Origin of the sequence: Algoriphagus sp., from assembly GCF_013373065.1 — a bacterium.
Taxonomy (GTDB): domain Bacteria; phylum Bacteroidota; class Bacteroidia; order Cytophagales; family Cyclobacteriaceae; genus Algoriphagus.
Genome location: NZ_JABXIN010000018.1, coordinates 113189 through 134959, shown reverse-complemented (window position 1 = coordinate 134959; position 21771 = coordinate 113189). Strand labels below are relative to the sequence as shown.

Below are 21771 nucleotides of genomic sequence, written 5' to 3'. Positions count from 1 at the left end.
TCAGGATTCCGAATCAAACCGAATTCCCATCAATTCCATCAATTTATGTGCATTAAAACTAGGGCAAGGTCCCCGTTTAATACGGTAATCAAAATCAATAGTATCTGCTTTCACCTCTGAGTGAAAACTGTAATTCCTGACATATGAAATACTTCCCTCTAGGCGACTTAGTTCGATATCATGCGTACTGATAATTCCTAAAAACTGACGGGATTCCAGTTGACGGATCAGCGCCTCACTTCCAGCGATCCTATCCTCGGTATTAGTTCCTTTTAGAATTTCATCCAAAAGAAAAAATATCCGCTCCCCGGATTCCAATCGGTCAATCAATCCTTTGATTCGACTTAATTCTGCATAAAAGGAACTGATACTTTCCCCCAAATTATCTGCATTTCGCATGCTGGTATACAACTGAAAATCACCCAGCACCATGGAATCCGCAAAGGGGCTTAATCCTAAATTGACTAAGACGAGGTTTATCCCCAACGAGCGCATAAAAGTTGTCTTACCACTCATATTCGCTCCCGTGAGCAAGACCAATTTCCCATCCGGATTCATTTCAAAATCATTGGGAACGGCCTTCTGGGGTTGTAATAGGGGATGGGAAATTTCTTTAGCAAGCAATTTCATTTCCTCTGAAATTCGAATAGAAGCCTGACGAGCTTCCTCTTTTTCGAAAATAGCGAGCGAAACAAGCACCTCCCATTCAGCCAATTGTTCGGGAAATTGAGCAATGGTTTTACCCCATTGATTTTTCCAACGAACCCAACGGGAATAAATCAACAGATCTGTCCAAAAGAATAGATTCAGAGGAATGTATAAAAGATTCAGGCGATTTTGAATCCACAAAGACAATCTATCCAATTCTTCCAGTAGTTCCGAAGACAAAGGCCCTTCAGGAAGACTTAGACGGGATTTTTGATTCTTTAAAATGGAATGCTCAAATTCCTGTGATTCCAAGAGTAAAAGCCAGTTTTTATAGGTTTTAAGGACTGCAGCCGAAGGAATTCGATCTCCTGCTTCTTTCAACTCTTTGAAAATTAATGCTAAAAAGGGAAGGCCCAGAACTATCCAAAGTCCCAAAAAGGCAGAAGGAATAAGATTTAAATAAGCAGAAACTCCAAGCACAGTTCCTCCTAATACACCAATCCAACCCACAGGCTTTAAATAGGATTTTGAGGAAATGGATTGACCCATCCATTCGCTCCAGTCAGAACCGCTTTCCTTTTTATCATAGAGGGCCTTACCTATTGCCTCAAATGAGCGAAGAAAGTCCTCCTTTTTAGCCAATTCAAGAATTGCTCCATGTGCTTCAAAGCCCTTTTTGAGGTCCAATTTCGATTTCAATCGATCCGCCAGTTTCTTTCTGGCCGCCTCGGAATGGGTATGATTTAAGAGTTGGAAAAGTGAATGATCCCCAAAAAGGTCCAAATCATTGCAAAAAGGATGGTTTTTCTCTAAATACTCTTTTCCCGAATCTAAAAGTCCCAATGCTCGATTAGATCGATAGGCACTTTCTTTTTGGATTTGATCCAAGGCTTGAAAAATGGCCCCTTGATCTTTTAGGAATAAATGCTTTTGAATAGCCCCTACAAATGCCCATATGAACAGTCCGGCTGGAATGATCCAATAAAAAGCGTCCGAAAAAAACAATACTACAAAGGCGCCTAAGAATACAAAGAGAACTAATCGAACCAATGAATAAACCCCAATCGTTTTTCGAAGTGCTTGTTGCTTTTGGGGCAGATCTATTGGCAGAAAGTCAAAATTCTTTTTCATCCTCAAATATAGGATTGTCGATAAGCTTTCGGGAAATTTAAAGCAGGTTTGAACGTTATAAACATATTCCAGAATTTTTATCCATGGGAAAAAATAAATCTAAAAAACCAATTGATCCGGAAAAGATGGACTGGGATTTGCCTGAATTATCAGAGGGGCTTGGTCTTTTCCCCGAAGATATTCCCTTTGGAAGGAATATCGGATGTGGGGGAAAAAGCACAAAAAAACCTAATCAAAATACTGATAATCAGAAAAATAAACGATAATTTCAATTTCTTTTAAACCAACTTCACATGAAAACTAGATCCTCGATTTTTCAATTTCTTTCCTTGCTTGTTATGGTCTTATTTTTAGGATCCTGTGACAAAGATTCTGATCCTACGATAACGGAACCGGATCTTTCCATCATTTTAGAGGACTTAGAAGTCACTCAAATCATTGAAGATATGGATTACAATACATTGACCGTTTTGCAATCCATCGGGCTCAATGGTCGGGTTTTAAATGATCCCTTTGAAAAAATCTGCGCAGGTGTCTCAGTAGATATCAACAATACCCAAAAAACAATCACGATTGACTTTGGAGACGGTTGTACCTCCCCCTCGGGAGTAGTTCGGAAAGGAAAAATAAACATTAGCTATGACCAAAATTTCCTCTTACCAGGTGCAACAGTTACCACCACTTTTGACGGCTATGAGGTCAATGGTCTACAAATCACGGGTGTTCGGACCCTAGTGAATAAGGCAATTGATATCATCAATAATCAAGTAACACTTCAGGTAACTGTAGAAAATGGAAAAGTTACCTGGCCAGATAATACCTTCATAACCTTTACGACTATTCAGGAGCGAGTTTTAAAGCTAGGAGCCCAAGGCTATGAATTATCAATTACAGGAACTGGCAACGGGCAGAGTCGCGAGGGTTTCCCCTATAGTTCGACGATTACCTCCCCGCTTACAGTTACCCAAGATTGTGTGGAAACAGGTGTTTTGATTCCAAGTTCTGGAATAATGGATGTTTCTTATCGAGGAGTCCAACTAACGATAGACTATGGTCAGGGATCCTGTGACCGGACCATAACCGTGTCTTATCCAGGGGGGAGCGAACAGATCACACTAGACTAGACGAAACCAATTCAAAAGAAAGGGCTATCTTCGAGGATAGCCCTTTTTTTATGGAAAAGAAACAAATTGGGGGATTTGAGCACATACGATTTCCCTATCAAGAAATTCCGGAACAGGAAGTAATTAGTCGCTCCGAAGATTTCTACCATTCGATGAGCAAGCGGCGAACAATTCGAGAATTTGATTCACGGCCTATTCCAATTACTGTTTTAGAAAATATCATCCGAACTGCGGGAACGGCACCTTCTGGAGCACATAAACAACCTTGGACCTTCTGCTTAATTTCTGACTCGCAAATCAAAAGAAAGATTCGGTTGGCAGCTGAAGAAGAGGAACGCATCAGCTACAGCTCCAGAATGTCTGAAACCTGGAAAAATGATCTAAAACCACTCGGAACCAATTGGGAAAAACCTTTTTTGGAAGAAGCCCCCTATCTCATCGTGGTTTTCAAACAGTCCTATGGAATGGAAAATGATGAAAAAATCCAACATTACTATGTCAATGAATCGGTAGGGATAGCCTGTGGTTTTTTAATTGCAGCTATTCACCAGGCGGGATTAGTCACGGTGACCCATACCCCAAGCCCCATGAACTTCCTCAGTGAAATTTTGGGTCGTCCCAAACATGAAAAACCTTATTTATTGCTTCCAGTGGGCTACCCAAAAGAAGAAACCTATGTTCCAAATATCAAGCGAAAAGATCTTGAGGATATTTTGATCCGGTTTTAGGCAACTTAATTGAACTTCAAAAACACCTTCTTACCAATGAATTATCGCCTATTAGTTTTCCTTTCATTATTAATTTTAGGCTGTCAAAAAAAACCGGAATCCGAGTTTTGGCTTACAGACCCAAAATCGGATATTCTTTTTCAAGAAACTGAGCAACCGAATCAAAGCAGCGAAGCAAAGCTCCGAATTCAATTAGATCCAAACCAAAGTTACCAAACTATGGATGGGTTTGGATTTACCTTATCCCAAGGTTCGGCACAGCACCTTCTTGGTATGTCTGAAGAAGCCAGAAAAAACCTACTAGAGGAATTATTTGGAGAAGGTCCTGAGGATATTCGAATTTCCTATTTAAGGCTATCCGTAGCAGCATCTGATTTGAATGATTTCCCCTTTTCATACAATGATTTTGAGGATTCTCTTGGAACAGATCCTGAATTAGAAAATTTCAGTTTGAGTTATGATACGTTAGATGTCATTCCGGTCTTACAGGAAATTTTAAAAATTAATCCTGATATCAAACTGATGGCCTCCCCTTGGTCCCCTCCTGCATGGATGAAGGATAACAAAGACACAAGAGGAGGTTCTTTACTAGAGGAGTTTGAACCGGTCTATGCCAACTATTTGGTTCGCTATATTCAAGAAATGGCTGCATACGGGATCAAAATCGACGCTTTGACTATACAGAACGAACCTCTTCACCCTGGAAATAACCCTTCCTTACTGATGCTTCCTGATCAGCAGGCACGAATCATTGGGAAGTATTTAGGCACTGCCTTTCATGAAGCTGGTATCGACACCAAAATCGTTGTATATGATCACAATGCAGATCGGCCTGATTATCCGATCACTGTCATGCAGGATTCCTCTGCTTATCCGTTTATTGATGGATCGGCTTTCCATTTATATGGAGGTACGATCGATGCACTTTCGGAAGTCCATAATGCTTTCCCTGATAAAAACATCTACTTCACGGAGCAATGGGTAGGGGCACCTGGAAATATGGAAGGAGATATTCCATGGCATGTGAAAAATTTATTAATCGGTGCTCCACGAAATTGGGCGAAGACGGTCTTGGAGTGGAACTTAAGCTCCAATCCAAGTCTTACTCCTCATACAGATCGAGGAGGTTGTGACCGATGTTTGGGGGCAATTACCATTGATGGAGACCAAGTAACAAGAAACCCCGCTTATTATGTGATTGCCCATGGTAGTAAATTCGTAGATCCGGGATCAAAACGAATTGCCTCGACTGATTTGGAAGAACTTCTCAATGTGGCCTTTTTAACTCCTGATGGGAAATTCGTTTTGATTGCCCATAATGACATGGACACTTCCCAAGATTTCGTAATTGAAAGCCCAAAAGGAACCTTCGCAGCTAGCTTGAATTCAAAAGCTACCGGAACTTGGGTATGGGAATAAAAAAAAGGACCTTATGAGGTCCTTTTTTTATACGATCAGCTAGTTAGGCTTTTGCCTGATGAACCACCCGTTGTGGAAAAGGGATTTCGATTCCCTTTTCTTCAAAGGCTAGATTAATCGCTTCCATGGAATCAAAATAAACAGGCCACAAGTTTGGAGCTTCCGTCCATACCCTTATTACCAAATCCAATGAGCTGTCCCCAAAATTATTCAAAAACACGACCGGTTCAGGATCTTGGAGAACTCGCTCATCATTTTTGAAAATTGCCAAAATGGTCTCTCTTGCAACTTTAATATTTGTTCCATAAGCAACCCCCACTGTCATATCCACCCGCCTTTTCTGCTGGGTGCTCATGTTGATCACGTCAGAATTGGCCAGTCCTCCATTGGGAATGATAATCTCTTTGTTATCAAAAGTGGTCATTCGGGTATAGATGATCCCGATTTCTCTTACAGTTCCGGTATGACCTTGAGCGGTAATAACATCATCTACCTTGAAAGGCTTGAACAAAAGAATCAAGACCCCTCCGGCGAAATTTGAAAGAGATCCCTGCAAGGCCAAACCAATAGCTAAACCTGCGGCACCAAGAACCGCTACAAAGGAAGTAAGCGGCACACCAAGTATAGTCGCAATTCCAATGATCAAAGACACATAGAGAAGCGCCTTAATGACACCAACCAAGAAATTGTTAAGAGAGGGATTGGATTCCCGCTTTTCAAGAATCTTTTCAAAGGAACGAACGAGCTTACCTACAATCCATCGGCCTATAAAATAGAAAAGGGCTGCATAGACCAATTTTGGTAAGATGCTATAAGCCAGATCTAACCCTTTTTGCAATAATTCTTCTGCTAATTCAGGTGAAATTTCCATAATGGTAATTCGTATTTGTATGTTTAAAATTTAATATTAGACATAAATCAAAAGCTGCCAGCGAAATGCCCAAAACCATCGCAATGAGTAGTTTTTGATTCCGGCTTTTCCCAAAATTCGCTTCCAGTCTTCCTTTGAAAAACTCCTTAAAACGGATAGAGGAGCATCATTTTTGACCATCTTGGACTTACTAAAAATCCTAGTCAACAGACGAATACTATGGTATGCAAAAGGATGTCGATGTAAATCATTGATTACAATACCAAGGCTGACCTTTTCTTGAAAAACTCGAAGTAAGGCCACTAATTCTTCATCTGTAAAATGATGAGTAAACAGAGTGCAGGAAAGAATGGATGCTTTTTCCTTTTGAAAGTCTTCGTCAAAGACATTTTGGACTGACAAAACTATAGAAGGTTTATCGCTTAACCTAGTTTTTGCAAGTTCAATCGTATTTGGATTCGCGTCTACCCCCTCCAAATCAATAGGAAGACCCTGTTTTTCCGCCCAATCAGAAATGACTCTCAACATATCACCGCCTCCACAACCAATATCCACTAGTTGATAGCGTTCTTGAGGCTTTTGGTTTATTAACCGCTGAATTCCTAAAGTTGTTACGTGATTCCCTCCAAGCCACCGGTTGATGGTTTTGAGCTCACGAAGGGTTTGATTCAGTTCCTCTCCTGAACAGTCCAAATCATCCATCAACTCCTTTTCAGTACTTCTTTGCTTGAAGGAAGTCATGATTTATGTAGTAAAAGTGTTTCCAACGTGAGCCCTGGCCCAAATCCCATGGACAAGATTTCTCCAGAAATTGAAGGATCTTCCATCATCGTCTTCAATACAAAAAGAATGGTCGCTGATGACATGTTACCATAGTTGCGAAGTATTTCCAGGGAATGACGGTTACATTCTTCAGGAAAATCAAAAGTCTCCTGAACCTTTTGAAGGATCTGTTTACCCCCGGGGTGAATGGCAAAATTAGGAATCGTTGAAAAGCCGAATTTCTCCTCCAATTCTTCACTAAAACGCCCAATCCCCTCCTGCAGCAAATTGGGTACATACTTGCTCAAACTCATTTCAAACCCAAAATCCCCAATTGACCAAGCCATATCAGAGGCTCCTTCAGAGAGTAGATGGCTAGAATATCCTTGGATTGCCAATCCTTCTGGTCGATTGGAAAGCAATACGGCAGCAGCCCCATCTCCAAAAAGAGAATTTGCCAAAAGGTTATCCTCTGTAATTTGCTTCTGAAAATGCAGCGTACATAGTTCAATAGAAACTACTAAAACCTGCGCATCAGGCTCGGCGCGTAAGATCTTATCAGCAAGTTTGATCCCTGAAAAAGCAGCATAACATCCCATAAAATGGATGCAATAACGCTCTACCTGGGGATTGATCCCCATTCGTTCCATCAATGCCAATTCTACTCCCGGCGCAAGCATTCCTGTACAGGAAACCAAGATTAAATGGGTTAGCTGTGAAGGAGAGACAGCGCTTTCTTGCAGACAGTTTCTTACTGCATGCTCAGCTAATGAAGGCGCCTCATTTGAAAAAACCGACATTCTTGCCTGTGTACCCGGGAAGGGTTCAAGGGCCTTATTTTTTGGAAAAAAGGAAAATTCTTGCTCAGATTCCTTTTCAAAATCCTTCAAAACACTGAAGCGGGTTTCGATCCCGGATTTTCGATACAAAAAATCTAATTTTCTCCCTTCCTGCTCATCCAAACCATGAGCACCTTTCATAAAACGGGCAATTTTCTGTTGAGAAATCGGAGATCCGGGATTAGCGAAGCCGATATGATTCAAAAATGGCATGCAGGTAAGTTAAGGGAATATCTTTACATTAGGAGTACGACAAATTAAACCTGAAAACAAATTAAAGGTTATTGAATTTATGATTACAAAATCCAGTATTCTTCACCTGCGTATTCCTTTTTCATTATTTCTTTTACCTGTATTTCTTTTTGCGTTGGGATTAACTCCCAATCTGAATGAAGTCCGCCTTCTGCTCGTCTTTTTGACTTTACATTTATTCCTTTATCCTTCTTCGAATGGATACAATAGCTACTATGATCGGGACACGGAAAGTATTGGCGGATTAAAAACTCCCCCAAAAGTGACCAAGGATTTACTGGGTTTATCTTTAGCCTTTTTCGGAATTGCACTGCTCTTGGCTTGGCGCATAAACCTAGAATTTGCCAGCATGGTGTTGATCTATGGTCTTGTGAGCATGGCTTATTCGCACCCCAGTCTTCGAATCAAGCGTTTTCCCTGGTTGGGTTGGTTGATTGCAGGCTTATTTCAAGGCTATTTCACCTTTGCGATGGCATACGCTGGATTAAGTGATTTTGGCTGGGATATCTTTTTCAAATCTCATGTCATCATTCCCGGCATGCTTACTTCGCTAATGCTCTGGGGAAATTATCCACTCACTCAAGTATATCAACATGCTGAAGATGCGAGACGGGGAGATTTGACGCTTAGCCGAAAATTAGGAATAATCGGCACCTTCTCCTTTTCTGCCTTCTTCTTTGCGCTTGCTGGGGCGGGTTTTGCCTGGTTTTTTATTGATAAAGGCCTGGATCGAATCCTTTGGATATTTCTATCTGCAATGGCTCCGATTGTATTGTATTTTCTAATTTGGTTTTCCTTCGTCCGAAAACAACCTGAGCGCTACGCAAATTACTCTTGGGCCATGGGAATGAACTGGATTTCAGCTATTGCCCTCAACGCTTTTTTCATCTATTTCTTCTTGGAATACACCCAAATCGTTCAGGTATTCGGCTTTATTTAAAAAGGACTTCCATGAGTATTCCGAATAATTTGCTGCGAAAGCCAATGGGAATTTTTCAATAGATTTCTTGCGAAGGCCGAACTGATTTCGGCTCCAAAAAGCTTTTGGATCCACCTCCCAAAAAGCAATCTATTTTTGAAATGGAGGTTCCACTGCTTCTGGTACAATTCTTCAATAGTATTTCTTTCCGTGTTATTTTCAACTATATCTGCCAAAATATAGGCTCCACGAATCGCCATCGCCATACCGTTTCCATTCAAAGGGGTGATCAAGCCTGCTGCATCACCTACCATCAAAATATGATTTTCTATAGGAGATTTTTCCTCGAAACTGATTTCATTTATTACTTCTGGCTTTTCAAATAAAAATTCAGCTTCCTGAAAAATCTCTCTCAAAACTGGATTTTTCCAAAGGACTTCCCGTTCTAATTCAGGAATGGAGCCGTGTTTCCGGAGATCCTCCCGCCGACCTAGATAGCATAAATTAAAACGGTTTTCTTCGACGGCATTTATCCCACAATACCCGTTGGTAAAATTATGCAATGCAACCACATCAGTTGGTCTGTTTATTTGAATGTGGTATTTCACACCAATAAAAGGTGATCGTTTTTGTGTAAAGGCCCGTGCTAAAAATGAATCTATCCGAGATCGTTTCCCAAAAGCTCCAATCACATAATCGGATTCCAAAATCTTCCCATCTTCCAACACTACCTGAAAGCGATCGGATTCCTGAATGAAATGAACTTGATGAACTTGCTTTCCGCATAGCAATTCAGCACCAGCCTCTATTGCTCTTTGAAAAAGAAAATCATCTAACAAAAAACGACTAATTCCTATTCCTCCCAGGTCCAAAGGAGTTTGGACTATTCTTCCCTTGGTATCCGAAAATTCAAATCGATCTATCTTGGGTATCGTGACATTTTGAGGGAGAAGTCCTTCCCGCTCCAAAAAATCTACAACCTCATTGGAAAGATATTCCCCGCATACCCGATGAAAAGGATAGGTCTTTTTCTCAATCAAGCGGACTGAATGTCCGTTTTTGGCGAGCAAATAGGCAGAAACTAAACCAGCTAGTCCTCCACCGACAACAATTATTTCCTTTCCTTTTCCCAAGCTTTTGCCTTTAATTCTAACATTTAACCGCCTATCAAAAATTAAGTTCTGAGAAAGACAGATGCCAGTTTTTGAAAGTTATTTTAAGCAAAAATAATACGCATACTATGAAAAACACATTACCCAATTTTCTGAGGAGATTTGCACTCTTGCTGGGAATTTTAGGTGTCATGTTCTATTCCGAGGACAGTTTTGCCCAAAAGAAAAAGAAAAAAGACGCCAAAGAAGCACCAGCTGCACCAGCCCCAAGACCACAAAATGGGGGTAACAAAAAAGGCCCTAAACCATACAAGGATGTCATCACCAAAGATGCCAAAAGTAAGGATGGCCTTTTCAAAGTTCACCAAATCGATGATAAGTACTTTTACGAAATCGCGGATTCCCTCTTGGGACGAGACATGTTGATGGTGACGACCATTGCCAAAACTGCAGAAGGAATTGGCTATGGTGGAGAAAGAACCAACACCATGATGCTTCGATGGGAAAGAGAAGGAGACATGATCCTTTTGAAAGTGGTTTCCGTCAACAATTATGCAGCTGACTCCCTTCCTATCGCTCAAGCGGTAAAAAACTCCAACTTGGAGCCAATCCTTCAAAAATTTGAAGTGAAATCCAATTCTACTGATTCCACAGGAATTGTAGTAGAAGCCACAGATTTGTTCGCGAAAGATGTTCAAGCTTTGGGCTTGCAAAGAAATAGAAGAACGCAATATAGAGTGCAGCGATTGGATTCTGATCGCTCATACATCAAGCATATTCATACCTACCCAATGAACATTGAGGCCCGGTATGTGATGACTTATTCAGCCCAAAATCCACCTTCAAATAGCTCCACTGGATTGATTACCTTGGAAATGAACTCTTCCATGATCCTACTTCCAAAGGAGCCAATGATGCAACGTTTGGCTGATCAGCGTGTGGGATGGTTTAGCCGTTCTTATGTAGACTATGGAGCTGATGCTCAAAAAGCACAATCCCGTCGCTACTTGGACCGTTGGAGACTGGAAGTTAAGCCTGAGGATATGGAGAAATTTAAGCGGGGAGAATTAGTTGAGCCAGTAAAACCAATTGTGTATTACATCGATCCTGCTACTCCTAAAAAATGGGTTCCTTACTTGAAGCAAGGGGTTGAAGATTGGCAGAAAGCTTTCGAAGCCGCCGGTTTCAAAAATGCTATCATTGCGAAAGAAGCTCCTTCCCCGGAAGAAGATCCAACTTGGAGTCCGGAAGATGCGCGCTACTCCGTAATCCGATATTTCGCATCTGATATTCAAAATGCTTACGGACCGCACGTATCTGATCCGCGTTCAGGAGAAATCATCGAATCCGATATCGGATGGTATCACAATGTGATGAACCTTTTGAGAAACTGGTATTTCATCCAAACCGCTGCTGTGAACCCTCAAGCTAGAAGCGTACAGTTTGATGACGAAGTGATGGGTAGATTGATTCGCTTTGTATCCGCCCATGAAGTAGGTCATACGCTTGGTCTTCCACACAACTTTGCTTCATCCCATGCCTATCCGGTGGAAAAGCTTCGTGACCCTGAGTTTACCAAGGCTATGGGAACTGCTCCATCAATCATGGACTATGCCCGATTCAACTATGTGGCTCAGCCAGAAGATGAAGGGGTTAGCTTATTGCCTGACGTAGGTCCATATGACAAATATGCCATCATGTGGGGATACAAGCCTATTTTGGAAGCATCTTCTCCAGAAGAAGAGCAACCAATTTTGGATCAGTGGATCATGGAAAAACAAGGTGATCCGGTATACCGATATGGTCGTCAAGGAAACCGATACGATCCTACAACTCAAAGTGAAGACTTGGGAGACAACTCCATGCTTGCTTCTGAGTACGGTATCAAAAACTTGAAGCGGATCATGCCAAATCTAATGGAATGGACCAAAGAAGAAGACAAACCGTTCAAAGACTTCAGTGATTTGGAGGAAATGTACGGACAAGTGATTGGTCAGTTCAACCGTTATATGGGACATGTTCGCACGCACGTTGGCGGTGTGATGGAAGTGTACAAAGCTTCTGGTCAGGACGAGCCAATCTACACCCACAATTCCAAGGAAATGCAAAAGTCCGCAGTTGCATTCTTAAACGAGCATTTGTTCAAAACCCCATCTTGGTTGATGGATGAAGAAATCATCGCACGTACAGGAGACTTTGGTACTTTGGAAAGAATTAGAAGCTTACAAGAAGGAACCTTAAATAACATCCTGGAATGGGGTCGCTTGGGAAGAGTGATTGAAAATGAAGCCATCAATGGAAATGATGCTTATAAAATCACAGAACTATTTGATGACCTTCGTAAAGGAATCTGGACTGAATTGAGCCGTGGCGCTACTATCGATGTTCATCGAAGAGCCTTGCAAAGAGCGCATGTGGAGCGTTTGGAATTATTACTGACTGGAGACGAACCAGAAGTTTCTGCACAGTTCAGAAGATTTATTGGTCCTCAGATTGATGCTTCTCAGTCAGATATCCGACCAATGGCTCGAGGTGAATTGAAAACCCTTCAGCGTCAAATCAAGGCTGCTATTCCTAGAACTTCAGACCGCATGTCAAAAATGCACTTAGAAGACTTGGATGCTCGAATTGAAATGATCTTCGAACCGAAATAAAAAAACTTAAACTATCAAAAAGGGCATCCTTCGGGTTGCCCTTTTTTCATATTCCTGCTTAGTTCGTATTTTGCAGTCAATAGATTATGGTTACTCCTCGCTCCATTTTAAAAAGTCACAAACTCCGAATTACCGATTGCCGGTTGGATATCATCCAAGAATTTTTGGATCGTCAAGTAGCGCTTGCACACAGTGATTTGGAGGAAAAACTCCAAAACCAATTTGATCGGGTAACCATTTACAGAACTTTGAATACTTTTTTGGAACAGGACATCATCCACAAAGTGCTCGATGATAGCGGTGCCACAAAATATGCACTATGCTCCATGGAGGACGACCATGATCATGACCATGAACATGTGCATTTCAAATGTGAGGTCTGCGGAGAAACAACCTGCTTAGAAGATGTTCATCTTCCTCCAGTAAAGCTTCCCAAAGGATACAAAAAAAGAGAAATGAGTTTGCTTGTGTTGGGAATTTGTCCGAAATGCGCTTAGATCTCAACGGGATCTGGCTTGGATTTTCTTGGGGAATCTGAAGGCCAAATGACTCCTGGAGGTAAATCAATTTTGGGAATATCTTTATTTTCTATCCCACCATCTCTATCATCTCGACCATTTTTGCCTTTTTTCAAAGAGTTTTTGGTCATCATCGCTACAAAATAGATGATAATGACATAGGCAAAACCAGCCAAAAAAAGATTAATCATCAAACTGCTCATTCCCAATTAATTTTCCTTAAGATAATCGAAACCAAAATTTAAATCAAAGGCTAATTGGATTTGTTTGAAGGATGGCAGGGAAGAAGGAAAGATTCCAACTTGTTTTATCCCTCGGATACTTGGATATTTGCGCTCTGAAAAGAAAAAGTGATGATTATCAAAACAAAAAAATACCAACTGCCTACCGGAACCTACATTAAGATGGGATTAGTAAATGTCCTGAAGGAACAATGGTGGGTAATTCTGATCGCGTTGGCGATTTGCTGTGGATACTTTTGGATTCCTTCCTTTTGGTGGATCTTTGGCGGCTTAATTGGTTACGGGCTTTATGTTTTATTCTGGGCGATTCAGTTTACAGGGGTGACGCAAATGGAACAAAACAAAGTCATTTTTGAAAAATTAGCTTACGAGATTGACTCCCGACAAATACTCATGAAGATCAACACTAAGCAGGGTATGCCTGTGCAATGGAACATGATCAAAAAAGCAGAAATAGGAAAAGATGCATTTGTACTCTACATGTCAAAAGCACAATTTATTCATTTACCCTTCAAGATTTTTAATTCGGAAAATGAACGGAAATTTTTAGAAACCATCTTAAAACGAAAGGAATTGATCTAACAAAAAAGCCTGTCTAGAAGAAATAGACAGGCTTTTTAATTTAAATAGTTGATCTTACATCTGAGGCAAGATCACCTTGTCGATGACATGTACGACACCATTGTCAGCTTCGATATCTGCAGCGGTTACTGTCGCATCGTTGATCATGGCTTTACCATCCTTTAAGGTCACTGTGATTTCACCACCTTGAACAGTCTTTGCCTTTTGGCCATTTTTTAAATCAGATGACATAACTTTGCCAGGTACCACATGGTAAGTTAAAATAGATACCAATTGATCTTTGTTTTCTGGCTTCAATAGGTTTTCCAAGGTACCAGCCGGCAATGCAGCAAATGCGTCATTAGTAGGTGCAAAAACAGTAAATGGGCCATCTCCCTTCAAAACATCCACCAAGTCACCTGCTTTGACAGCAGCAACAAGTGTAGAAAGGAAGTCAGTACTTACCGCCAAGTCTACAATATCAGCTTCTACTTCGTGTACTGAATTGGTTTTTGGTGCAAATGCAGAGGCAACAAAGAATAGTGCCATGCTAAGGATTAATACAGTTTTTTTCATGATAGATAATAATTTTGGTTTATATCTTGTCAACAGACTGTTTGTCAGATTGTTTGGTAATTTGTTGTATATACATGAATAATTTTGATCAGTAGTTCATTATTGGGATAAACCGACATTTTATGCAAATCAAAATCATTGCTATTGGGAAAACAGATCATGCTGCTATTCTGGAACTGCAGAATTTATATACAGATCGACTGAGCCATTATATTCGGCTGGAATGGGAAATCATTCCAGACCTGAAAAAAACCAAATCTCTGAATCAGAATCAGCAAAAGACAAAAGAGGGAGAGCTTATTCTTAAGAAAATAAGTACTTCGGATTTTGTATTGCTTCTCGATGAAAAGGGAAAATCTTATAGTTCTATAGACTTTGCAGATTTTTTACAAAGAAAAATGAATAGCGGGATCAAACAACTTGTACTCGTAATCGGAGGACCATATGGCTTTTCGGAGGAAGTCTATCAACGAGCAAACTCAAAAATCTCCCTTTCAAAAATGACCTTTTCACACCAGATGATCCGTCCATTTTTAGCCGAGCAATTGTATCGGGCAATGACTATTTTACGGGGAGAGCCTTATCATCATGAGTGAAAATCACCCCCAATGTTAACAAGCTTAACATTGAATTAATCATTTTAAACCGCATAAATCGGCTCAAAAACAAGGAATAGAAGGCCAATTCACTAAAAATCAACAAATTTTTTGGTTTATAAACCCCATACACTTGCATCCTATGTTACCAAATTGTTAACTTTAAATTAACATTCTTAACATTAAGAGTGAATCGAATGCAAAAGTGGGTTCTTTTATATGGATTGTTTTACTTGTTATCATTTCCTTTGATAGCACAGGAGGAGTCTATACTTAGTAAAAAACTTTCATTTGAATCTCCACGAGAACAAGAGTTTTGGCAAAAAGGCCTTTCTGAAAATGACCAACTTTCACTTTTAATGGCAGTTCGCCCATCTGGTGAAGAACCTTTGGTGAAGTGGGAAGAGTTTTTGGCCAGATTAGATCAAAAATTCGAAAAGAAAGGAAAGTCACTGGCCTTTATTCGACATGCTTTTCAGGTATCCCATCAAAAACTTTTCAAAAAATACGAGCAACATGCCACTTTCAATCAAATGCTCCATGAAGGAAAATTTGATTGTGTGAGTGGGACGGCTGTTTTAAGTTTGGTTTTAGATCGGTATGGATTTGACTTTGAAATTATTGAAACAGATTATCACGTTTTCAGCATCGTCAAGCTAGAAGATAGACCAATTGTATTGGAAAGTACCTTAAAGGTGGGTGGGATGATTACTAAACCTTCCGAAGTAAATAATTACCTCAATGCATATAAACCAGAGGAAACAGCAACCTATCTTTCTTTGAATCAACGAATAGGATCCCCTCATATCGACTATAGCGACAAGACTATTTTTAGATCAATTAATCTTCAAGAACTTGCCGGATTGCAATATTACAATGATGCAATCTATCATTTCAATCAACAAGCCTACCGCATTACCGAACAGCAATTGGTAAAAGCCTATCAGTTGTATCCTTCTGAGCGAATTGAGGGACTTCGGGAACTCACCATAGATCAAGCCTACAAAACTGTAGGTATTGATTTAAGAAAATAAAAAAGGCGCCAATCTCTAGATCAGCACCATCAAGACGGAACTTAATCACCCCAAAAGTTTCCAGTCTCTTTGCCCTTTTTAAGCAAAAGTCATTTTAAAGTAGAAACACCAAGATAAACAGTAATAGGGCTACCAGCCGAATAATGGTTAAAATACGGTCCATAGTCAAGGTGAACGAGAAGCCAAGGTAATTGCCTTTTTCTCCAAGAACCATACGGCAAATGCCCTATTTGATTTGATTAGGATTTAGTGATGATGCCCCCCGGGTCCATGTGCATGGCCATGTTCCAATTCCTCAGGATCCGCATCCCGAATTCCTTCAATTTTCCCTTCAAACTGCAAATCATAGCCTGCCAAAGGGGGATTGAAATCCATATGAACACCTAGATAATCGACTTTGACAATCTCTCCTCGCATCTGATTCCCTTGGTCATCCTGCATCGGAATTACATTCCCAACTTTTAGAATATCTCGATTTTTCTTCCCTTCTTCTTTGAAATTTGCCTTGGGAATGATCACCTTTTTCTCCTCATGATAATCTCCATAGCCATTCTCGAAGTCAATGAATACCGAAAAAGTATCTCCTACCTCTTTACCAACTAATGCTTCTTCCAGTTTGGGGAGAATATGCTGATGACCCATCAAAAAGGCAAATGGTTGGTCGGAGGAAACCTCTTCATAGAACTCCATACCCGTATCACCATTATCCACCATCAAGCGATAACTGATGGTGACTACTTTATCTTTTTCTGCTTTCATATCAATTGAATAAATAAGCTAGCCCAAGCTGTGCTACGAAATTCTTACGGTCATAGCCTGGCACAAAATACTGATCCGGTTGATTCTCCAAAAACCACTTGTAATTGAGTGTATTTACATATTGGAATCTCCCATTAACCAAAAGATTCCCAAATCGCCAGTCAGCTACTAAAGAAGGTACTAAATCCACATATTTATTCCTGAAATCCTTCGAGGCCTCGTATCGGTAATAATAAAAATCATTGTTGTATACGATCCGTTCCATTTGGAACCCAAGACGATTCATCCCTTTTACCCAAGCAAATTCAACAAAAAGCTGGTTGCTTGCAGGTCCATTCCCCACTCCTAATACTTGCCCTTGATGGGTGTAGCCATGCCTTACATGGTCATGAATGTACCATGTCCGTAACTGTCGGATTTCTTCCCGAATAGTTTGACCCGTTTGGGTCAACTCAGAACTTAACTGAAAATAAGAGCCGGGCTTACCCAAAGCCATTAAATGAGAAAATCCAAATGTGAATGCTCTACCTTTTTCGGGTGTAATCAAAAAATCATTAAAGCGTCGGCTATTTCCCCTTGTTCCATATTCCCCATAAAACTCAAAATGTCCTTCAGGACTTAACCACCTGAAAAAGCCAGAAGAAAACTGTTGCCGTTTGTCTCGAATAGGATCATGAACGTTTTCAGGACCTTTTCTTCCATTAAAAATGGGTAAAATATCTCCCATTACTTTCACCTCATTCCGGTAGAGATGATTTGTGGCACCATAGCCTAAAAATAATCCAGGAACCCACTTCGGCTGATACGTCATCACTATTCCTGATAGATATCGATTTCCATCTTCACGCTTCGGAATATAGACTGGATTTTCCTGAATGGAATAATCGGAATGGGGAGGCAGGAACTCTGTGGATTTTAAAAAGCCACTGATAATTTGCCCTTCGAAAGATCCAATTCTACTTTCTACAGGTTTTCGGGTATTAACCGTAAAATGGAAAAACCCCGGAGCATTGTTGCCTAAAAGCAAGGAATTTCGTCTTCCTGGACCCCACCAAAGATTTTCAGTAGAAAACCCGATAGAAAATTCCTTCACATTATACCGTAAACTGGATTGACCGGGATAGAATCGATTGAAGGCTTTTTCGCCAAAGCGCTCGGGCGAATCAATCCGATTGTGGTATTCATAATAGAACAAAACCGTTGCCTGATGCTCTATTGGGAAGCCAATATAATCTCTGTTTTGGGCAAAAAGAATTTCGGGTTGAAATTGAAATGTCCATTTTCCAAACTCCGCATATCCTCCCACCGAAAAAATTTGCTGAATTCCTCGATTTGGAATAAAGGCCCCATCGTTAACTCCAAATGCATAGGTGGAATTGTACTGCATCCGATAAATAGCAGGAAGCATCAAAAGTTTAAGTTTCTTATCCTCTTCAACCGGAATGAGCCGATGAAACCTACTTTGATCAAAATCTACAATCGAACTGTCTAGATCAAATCCATTCTGTACCCCAAAAGCCTCCGTTGGGTAAAAGGGCCGAACCATCCAACTGGAAGTAGAATCCACTTTTCCCAAAAGCTGAGCTCTTCTCAGGTAATCATCCAACAGCGGCATTCCTACCGGAATGGTTTGAAGGACGGCTTTTTGTGAAAAACCGAAAAGAAGGAAGAGAAGAACCAAAAATCGTCTTTGTAACATATCCTTTATCAGTTTACAACTAAAGCCTCTACTGTCACACGTGCCAAAGACCAAGATTCATCACACACAGGATCTGGATTTTCCTCTTGCCTTAATTCACTGTTCCAAAAAATCTTCACCGAATTATTGGTGTGAGGAATAATCTCTTCTATGCGATAGCGCGTCGTGTAATTGGAAAACGCTCCGAATAAACACAAACCTGGTAAGTTGGTCTGAATTGCTCCACTCTTTGGAGTATTCTGCCTGAAAAAAGAATTGGGAAAAGATTGATATAGGCAAAAAAGGGATTCACAAGGAGAATTGGAAAAGGTCGTCCGAAATACCTCCGTGTTGTCCAGCCCAAAAAACCAATAATCGGGACCTGATATTCCATCATCCGGATTGCCATCCCAGCTGTCGTGAACCAAGATCTCCGTGGTTACTTTCAGCATGTTGTGTGAGGGTAGATTTTCAAGACGTACGGAAACCTCATCATTATGGTAAAATCCAGCGACCGTATCTCGTTGAAAGATAAACAGCTTGCCGTTTTCGAATCCGGCTAGATCCAAGGTTGAAAAATTATTATCATACACCACTTCTGAACGCTCCAAAGTATCCGTACAGGCGGCCATGATAGCAAAAATTCCCAGTCCGAAAACCCAAGAAGTTCTTCTCCAAAAAGCTGAAATCATGAATCAGGGTAAAATCTATGAATGACAAAGAAACAAAAAAGGAGTCAAAATTTGGGAAGGTTTTCCATGCAATTTATCAGGCTGCCTCCACTTAATTTTTTACTTTTGAAGAAAAATTTCATACGGAACATGCCAACTTTTACAATTGTAGCCGGTGCAAGACCCAATTTTATGAAAATCGCACCCATACTCCACCAATTGCAAGCCCGACAAAAACAAAACCCAGAAATCAAATTTCGCTTAGTTCATACCGGTCAGCATTATGATAAAAAAATGTCCGGAGACTTTTTTGAGCAATTGAATATTCCCGAGCCTGATGCGAATTTGGGCGGAGGGGGAGGCACCCAAGCCGAACAAACAGCGGCGATCATGGTGGCCTTTGAAAAGGAACTGATGGAAAACCCGAGCGATTTAGTATTGGTGGTTGGTGATGTGACAAGCACCTTGGCTTGCTCCATTGCAGCAAAAAAACTATGCATAGATGTAGCCCACGTTGAAGGAGGAATTCGATCCGGCGACTTGACTATGCCTGAGGAAATCAACCGAATGGTTACCGACTCGATCACCGATCATTTTTTTACAACTTCAGAGATCGCCAACCAAAACCTTCGAAAAAGTGGATTTCCTGAAGGAAAAATCCACTTTGTGGGAAATACCATGATCGATACCCTTTTGGCACAAATGCCTCGTTTTGAAAAGCCTGAGGGAGAAATCTTTTCCAATTTAAAACAAGGGGAATATTTTGTGATGACCATGCACCGCCCTGCGAATGTCGATCAGGAGCAAAAGCTTAAAGACATGATAGCTGCGATCTTGGAAGGCACAGCAGGCTTACCGATTATTTTTCCAGTTCATCCTAGAACCGCTAAAAATCTCCAAGCCATCGGAATCTCCGCACCTAATCTTCACATGTGTGAACCTTTGGGCTATTTGCAATTCAATTATTTGGTAAAACATGCAAAAGGCGTCATCACCGACTCGGGAGGAATCACAGAAGAAGCCTCTGTCATGAATGTCCCTTGTATCACCTTGCGGGACAATACCGAGCGGCCTGAAACCATCACGATGGGAACCAATGAATTGGTAGGAACAGATCCAAGTAAATTGAAACCCTACCTCGAAAAGATTATGACAGGGAATTGGAAGCAGTATCAGGGAATTCCTCTTTGGGATGGAAAGACTGCTGAGCGTATTGTAGATATTTTGATCAAAGCTTACGCTTGATGAACTCGACTGAACGAATTGACTATTTGGTCAAAAAACTCGACCTGAAAGTCCATCCCGAAGGAGGATTCTACGTCGAAACCTACCGAAGTCCATTACGGATTTCAACTTCTTCCGGGGAGCGAAACCTAGAAACAGTCATTTTCTTTTTACTCACCTCTGAAAATGTATCCAAATTCCATCGGATCAAAAGTGATGAACATTGGTTTTGGCATGAAGGAAGTCCGTTGAATATCCATATTTTAACCGAGAAGGGCCACGAAATCCTTCGATTAGGACCAGTCGATGAAATAGGAAATCAGCCGCAACAAGTAGTCAAGGCCGATACCATTTTTGGAAGTTCTGTGGCAGAGCCGGATTCTTATGCTTTGGTTTCCTGCGTGGTTTCACCTGGATTTGACTTTCAGGATTTTGAGCTTTTTTCGACAGAGGAACTACTCACAGAATTTCCCAATGAAAAAGAAATCATTCGGAAATTAATCTGACTTTATTCCTCCATCTCCTCAGAAAATTCACAGCATTCATTAGCAGTTTCAATTTCGACAGTCAAGTGCTCAAAATTATACTTCTTTAGATAGGCTTTGATTTGGTTTTTGACAATGAGTAATTCCTCTAACCCGGTTATTTCTTTCAGCTTAAAATGGGCACTAAAAACATGGTGTTCTCCGTCCAATGACCAGATATGCATATGATGGATGGATTCGATCTTGTCAATGGCTAGTAGTTCTTTTTCGATCTTTTCACGATCCACATCCTCCGGATGACCTTGTAAAAAAACCATCAATGTTTCTTTAAGCCTCAAAAAAACATTGGAAAGTATGAACATCCCGAACCCCAAGGATAGGGCTGGGTCGAGGTAAGGAATATCCCAAAATTGCAGGATAACAGCTGCTACCAAAATGGCAAACCAACCCAAAACATCCTCCAGCAAATGCCAGGAAATTACCCGTTCATTCAAAGATTTACCCTTACTCATTTTCCAAGCTGCAAAACCATTCACACCCACCCCGATAATGGCAAAAATCAACATGCCCTGGGGATCAATTAACTCAGGTTCTATAATTCTGCCTATTGCCTCGATAATTACATAGATCGAACCTACAATAAGGACAAGGCTATTGATCAAAGCTCCCAAAAGAGAAAACCTTCTGTAGCCAAAAGTGAAGGTTCGGGTTGGTTTTTGCTTGGATTTAGTGTCCAAATACCAAGCTGTTCCCAGGGAAATACTATCCCCCAAATCATGGATGGCATCAGAAATAATCGCGACGCTGTTTACATAAAAGCCCCCTATCAGCTCAAAAATGGTAAATCCCAAATTGAGCAAAAAAGCTGTTTTGAGATTTTTCCCTGAAGTATGATTATGATGGGAGTGATGTGAATGCGAAGCCATTATTCTAATCCAAAGTGAAAACTTCCAGATAAATTAAAGTTG

The 21771-nt window shown here is 40.7% G+C and carries 23 protein-coding genes; 12 read left to right on the top strand and 11 right to left on the bottom strand.

The features are described from left to right. Window positions 1–1779 (bottom strand): DNA mismatch repair protein, encoded by a 1779-nt coding sequence (locus HWE15_RS13100; RefSeq protein ID WP_290507993.1) that lies wholly within the window; start codon window positions 1777–1779, stop codon window positions 1–3. Between the two features lie 83 nt (window positions 1780–1862). Here HWE15_RS13100 and HWE15_RS13095 point away from each other — a divergent pair, with 83 nt between their 5' ends. Genes HWE15_RS13095 through HWE15_RS13080 form a run of 4 tightly spaced genes read left to right on the top strand, consistent with a single transcriptional unit; the run spans window position 1863 to window position 5050 of the window. Next, window positions 1863–2045 carry a hypothetical protein gene (locus HWE15_RS13095; RefSeq protein WP_290507992.1) on the top strand — a complete coding sequence of 61 codons (183 nt, stop codon included), beginning with the start codon at window positions 1863–1865 and terminating at the stop codon, window positions 2043–2045. A 27-nt stretch (window positions 2046–2072) separates the two neighbouring features. Next, entirely contained in the window at window positions 2073–2903 is an 831-nt protein-coding gene (locus HWE15_RS13090; RefSeq protein WP_290507991.1) for a hypothetical protein, read from the top strand. 50 nt (window positions 2904–2953) lie between these two features. After that, the gene (locus tag HWE15_RS13085) at window positions 2954–3631 is read left to right on the top strand and encodes a nitroreductase family protein (RefSeq protein ID WP_290507990.1); all 678 of its coding nucleotides are present in this window, start codon (window positions 2954–2956) and stop codon (window positions 3629–3631) included. A 36-nt stretch (window positions 3632–3667) separates the two neighbouring features. Then, window positions 3668–5050, top strand: a complete 1383-nt coding sequence (locus tag HWE15_RS13080; protein ID WP_290507989.1) for a glycoside hydrolase family 30 beta sandwich domain-containing protein — start codon at window positions 3668–3670, stop codon at window positions 5048–5050. A gap of 43 nt (window positions 5051–5093) precedes the next feature. Here the strand turns inward: HWE15_RS13080 and HWE15_RS13075 are convergent, their stop codons facing one another. From HWE15_RS13075 to HWE15_RS13065, 3 genes are read right to left on the bottom strand one after another with little or no spacing between them, the layout of a single operon-like run. Next, the gene (locus HWE15_RS13075; RefSeq protein WP_290507988.1) at window positions 5094–5921 is read right to left on the bottom strand and encodes a mechanosensitive ion channel family protein; all 828 of its coding nucleotides are present in this window, start codon (window positions 5919–5921) and stop codon (window positions 5094–5096) included. A gap of 36 nt (window positions 5922–5957) precedes the next feature. Beyond that, the gene (locus tag HWE15_RS13070) at window positions 5958–6662 is read right to left on the bottom strand and encodes a methyltransferase domain-containing protein (protein WP_290507987.1); all 705 of its coding nucleotides are present in this window, start codon (window positions 6660–6662) and stop codon (window positions 5958–5960) included. Continuing rightward, entirely contained in the window at window positions 6659–7735 is a 1077-nt protein-coding gene (locus HWE15_RS13065) for a type III polyketide synthase (protein ID WP_290507986.1), read from the bottom strand. The genes HWE15_RS13070 and HWE15_RS13065 overlap by 4 nt, the downstream gene beginning before the upstream one ends. 79 nt (window positions 7736–7814) lie before the next feature. On the opposite strand from HWE15_RS13065, the gene HWE15_RS13060 reads away from it, so the two are divergent. Continuing rightward, window positions 7815–8714, top strand: a complete 900-nt coding sequence (locus HWE15_RS13060; RefSeq protein ID WP_290507985.1) for a UbiA family prenyltransferase — start codon at window positions 7815–7817, stop codon at window positions 8712–8714. Here the strand turns inward: HWE15_RS13060 and HWE15_RS13055 are convergent. Further along, on the bottom strand, window positions 8711–9826 hold the full coding sequence (locus HWE15_RS13055) for an NAD(P)/FAD-dependent oxidoreductase (protein ID WP_290507984.1): 1116 nt from the start codon (window positions 9824–9826) through the stop codon (window positions 8711–8713). The genes HWE15_RS13060 and HWE15_RS13055 overlap by 4 nt on opposite strands. Window positions 9827–9933: 107 nt before the next feature. Here HWE15_RS13055 and HWE15_RS13050 point away from each other — a divergent pair, with 107 nt between their 5' ends. Both HWE15_RS13050 and HWE15_RS13045 read left to right on the top strand, forming a co-directional pair. Continuing rightward, window positions 9934–12459, top strand: a complete 2526-nt coding sequence (locus tag HWE15_RS13050; protein WP_290507983.1) for a zinc-dependent metalloprotease — start codon at window positions 9934–9936, stop codon at window positions 12457–12459. 86 nt (window positions 12460–12545) lie between these two features. Then, entirely contained in the window at window positions 12546–12956 is a 411-nt protein-coding gene (locus HWE15_RS13045; protein ID WP_290507982.1) for a Fur family transcriptional regulator, read from the top strand. Here HWE15_RS13045 and HWE15_RS13040 read toward each other — a convergent pair. After that, window positions 12953–13180, bottom strand: coding sequence for a hypothetical protein (locus HWE15_RS13040; RefSeq protein WP_290507981.1), 228 nt, complete (start codon window positions 13178–13180; stop codon window positions 12953–12955). The genes HWE15_RS13045 and HWE15_RS13040 overlap by 4 nt on opposite strands. A 150-nt stretch (window positions 13181–13330) precedes the next feature. Between HWE15_RS13040 and HWE15_RS13035 the strand changes: the two genes are divergently transcribed. Next, window positions 13331–13801: a YcxB family protein gene (locus tag HWE15_RS13035; protein WP_290507980.1), complete on the top strand. Its 471-nt coding sequence runs from the start codon at window positions 13331–13333 to the stop codon at window positions 13799–13801. Window positions 13802–13855: 54 nt separating this feature from the next. Here the strand turns inward: HWE15_RS13035 and HWE15_RS13030 are convergent, their stop codons facing one another. Further along, entirely contained in the window at window positions 13856–14356 is a 501-nt protein-coding gene (locus tag HWE15_RS13030; protein ID WP_290507979.1) for a fasciclin domain-containing protein, read from the bottom strand. 122 nt (window positions 14357–14478) lie between these two features. Between HWE15_RS13030 and rlmH the strand changes: the two genes are divergently transcribed. Next, the gene (rlmH, locus tag HWE15_RS13025; protein WP_290507978.1) at window positions 14479–14952 is read left to right on the top strand and encodes a 23S rRNA (pseudouridine(1915)-N(3))-methyltransferase RlmH; all 474 of its coding nucleotides are present in this window, start codon (window positions 14479–14481) and stop codon (window positions 14950–14952) included. Window positions 14953–15149: 197 nt separating this feature from the next. After that, window positions 15150–15986: a hypothetical protein gene (locus HWE15_RS13020; protein WP_290507977.1), complete on the top strand. Its 837-nt coding sequence runs from the start codon at window positions 15150–15152 to the stop codon at window positions 15984–15986. A gap of 246 nt (window positions 15987–16232) precedes the next feature. Here the strand turns inward: HWE15_RS13020 and HWE15_RS13015 are convergent, their stop codons facing one another. From HWE15_RS13015 to HWE15_RS13005, 3 genes are read right to left on the bottom strand one after another with little or no spacing between them, the layout of a single operon-like run. Further along, entirely contained in the window at window positions 16233–16745 is a 513-nt protein-coding gene (locus HWE15_RS13015; protein ID WP_290507976.1) for an FKBP-type peptidyl-prolyl cis-trans isomerase, read from the bottom strand. Window position 16746: 1 nt separating this feature from the next. Further along, a complete protein-coding gene (locus tag HWE15_RS13010; RefSeq protein ID WP_290507975.1) occupies window positions 16747–18444 on the bottom strand; it encodes a capsule assembly Wzi family protein in 1698 nt (565 codons plus the stop codon). Between the two features lie 8 nt (window positions 18445–18452). After that, window positions 18453–19115: a hypothetical protein gene (locus tag HWE15_RS13005; RefSeq protein ID WP_290507974.1), complete on the bottom strand. Its 663-nt coding sequence runs from the start codon at window positions 19113–19115 to the stop codon at window positions 18453–18455. A gap of 129 nt (window positions 19116–19244) precedes the next feature. On the opposite strand from HWE15_RS13005, the gene wecB reads away from it, so the two are divergent. After that, window positions 19245–20339, top strand: a complete 1095-nt coding sequence (wecB, locus tag HWE15_RS13000; RefSeq protein WP_290507973.1) for a non-hydrolyzing UDP-N-acetylglucosamine 2-epimerase — start codon at window positions 19245–19247, stop codon at window positions 20337–20339. Further along, window positions 20339–20824: a cupin domain-containing protein gene (locus tag HWE15_RS12995; RefSeq protein WP_290507972.1), complete on the top strand. Its 486-nt coding sequence runs from the start codon at window positions 20339–20341 to the stop codon at window positions 20822–20824. Before wecB ends, HWE15_RS12995 begins: the two co-directional genes overlap by 1 nt. Before the next feature lie 2 nt (window positions 20825–20826). Here the strand turns inward: HWE15_RS12995 and HWE15_RS12990 are convergent, their stop codons facing one another. After that, entirely contained in the window at window positions 20827–21729 is a 903-nt protein-coding gene (locus HWE15_RS12990; protein ID WP_290507971.1) for a cation diffusion facilitator family transporter, read from the bottom strand. Between the last annotated feature and the right edge of the window lie 42 nt (window positions 21730–21771).

What these genes read in the sequence shown, in the direction of transcription:
- HWE15_RS13100 (WP_290507993.1), bottom strand. Translation starts at nt 1,779, where the DNA reads ATGAAAAAGAATTTTGACTTTCTGCCAATAGATCTGCCCCAAAAGCAA.
- HWE15_RS13095 (WP_290507992.1), top strand. Translation starts at nt 1,863, where the DNA reads ATGGGAAAAAATAAATCTAAAAAACCAATTGATCCGGAAAAGATGGAC.
- HWE15_RS13090 (WP_290507991.1), top strand. Translation starts at nt 2,073, where the DNA reads ATGAAAACTAGATCCTCGATTTTTCAATTTCTTTCCTTGCTTGTTATG.
- HWE15_RS13085 (WP_290507990.1), top strand. Translation starts at nt 2,954, where the DNA reads ATGGAAAAGAAACAAATTGGGGGATTTGAGCACATACGATTTCCCTAT.
- HWE15_RS13080 (WP_290507989.1), top strand. Translation starts at nt 3,668, where the DNA reads ATGAATTATCGCCTATTAGTTTTCCTTTCATTATTAATTTTAGGCTGT.
- HWE15_RS13075 (WP_290507988.1), bottom strand. Translation starts at nt 5,921, where the DNA reads ATGGAAATTTCACCTGAATTAGCAGAAGAATTATTGCAAAAAGGGTTA.
- HWE15_RS13070 (WP_290507987.1), bottom strand. Translation starts at nt 6,662, where the DNA reads ATGACTTCCTTCAAGCAAAGAAGTACTGAAAAGGAGTTGATGGATGAT.
- HWE15_RS13065 (WP_290507986.1), bottom strand. Translation starts at nt 7,735, where the DNA reads ATGCCATTTTTGAATCATATCGGCTTCGCTAATCCCGGATCTCCGATT.
- HWE15_RS13060 (WP_290507985.1), top strand. Translation starts at nt 7,815, where the DNA reads ATGATTACAAAATCCAGTATTCTTCACCTGCGTATTCCTTTTTCATTA.
- HWE15_RS13050 (WP_290507983.1), top strand. Translation starts at nt 9,934, where the DNA reads ATGAAAAACACATTACCCAATTTTCTGAGGAGATTTGCACTCTTGCTG.
- HWE15_RS13045 (WP_290507982.1), top strand. Translation starts at nt 12,546, where the DNA reads ATGGTTACTCCTCGCTCCATTTTAAAAAGTCACAAACTCCGAATTACC.
- HWE15_RS13040 (WP_290507981.1), bottom strand. Translation starts at nt 13,180, where the DNA reads ATGAGCAGTTTGATGATTAATCTTTTTTTGGCTGGTTTTGCCTATGTC.
- HWE15_RS13035 (WP_290507980.1), top strand. Translation starts at nt 13,331, where the DNA reads ATGATTATCAAAACAAAAAAATACCAACTGCCTACCGGAACCTACATT.
- HWE15_RS13030 (WP_290507979.1), bottom strand. Translation starts at nt 14,356, where the DNA reads ATGAAAAAAACTGTATTAATCCTTAGCATGGCACTATTCTTTGTTGCC.
- rlmH (WP_290507978.1), top strand. Translation starts at nt 14,479, where the DNA reads ATGCAAATCAAAATCATTGCTATTGGGAAAACAGATCATGCTGCTATT.
- HWE15_RS13020 (WP_290507977.1), top strand. Translation starts at nt 15,150, where the DNA reads ATGCAAAAGTGGGTTCTTTTATATGGATTGTTTTACTTGTTATCATTT.
- HWE15_RS13015 (WP_290507976.1), bottom strand. Translation starts at nt 16,745, where the DNA reads ATGAAAGCAGAAAAAGATAAAGTAGTCACCATCAGTTATCGCTTGATG.
- HWE15_RS13010 (WP_290507975.1), bottom strand. Translation starts at nt 18,444, where the DNA reads ATGTTACAAAGACGATTTTTGGTTCTTCTCTTCCTTCTTTTCGGTTTT.
- HWE15_RS13005 (WP_290507974.1), bottom strand. Translation starts at nt 19,115, where the DNA reads ATGATTTCAGCTTTTTGGAGAAGAACTTCTTGGGTTTTCGGACTGGGA.
- wecB (WP_290507973.1), top strand. Translation starts at nt 19,245, where the DNA reads ATGCCAACTTTTACAATTGTAGCCGGTGCAAGACCCAATTTTATGAAA.
- HWE15_RS12995 (WP_290507972.1), top strand. Translation starts at nt 20,339, where the DNA reads ATGAACTCGACTGAACGAATTGACTATTTGGTCAAAAAACTCGACCTG.
- HWE15_RS12990 (WP_290507971.1), bottom strand. Translation starts at nt 21,729, where the DNA reads ATGGCTTCGCATTCACATCACTCCCATCATAATCATACTTCAGGGAAA.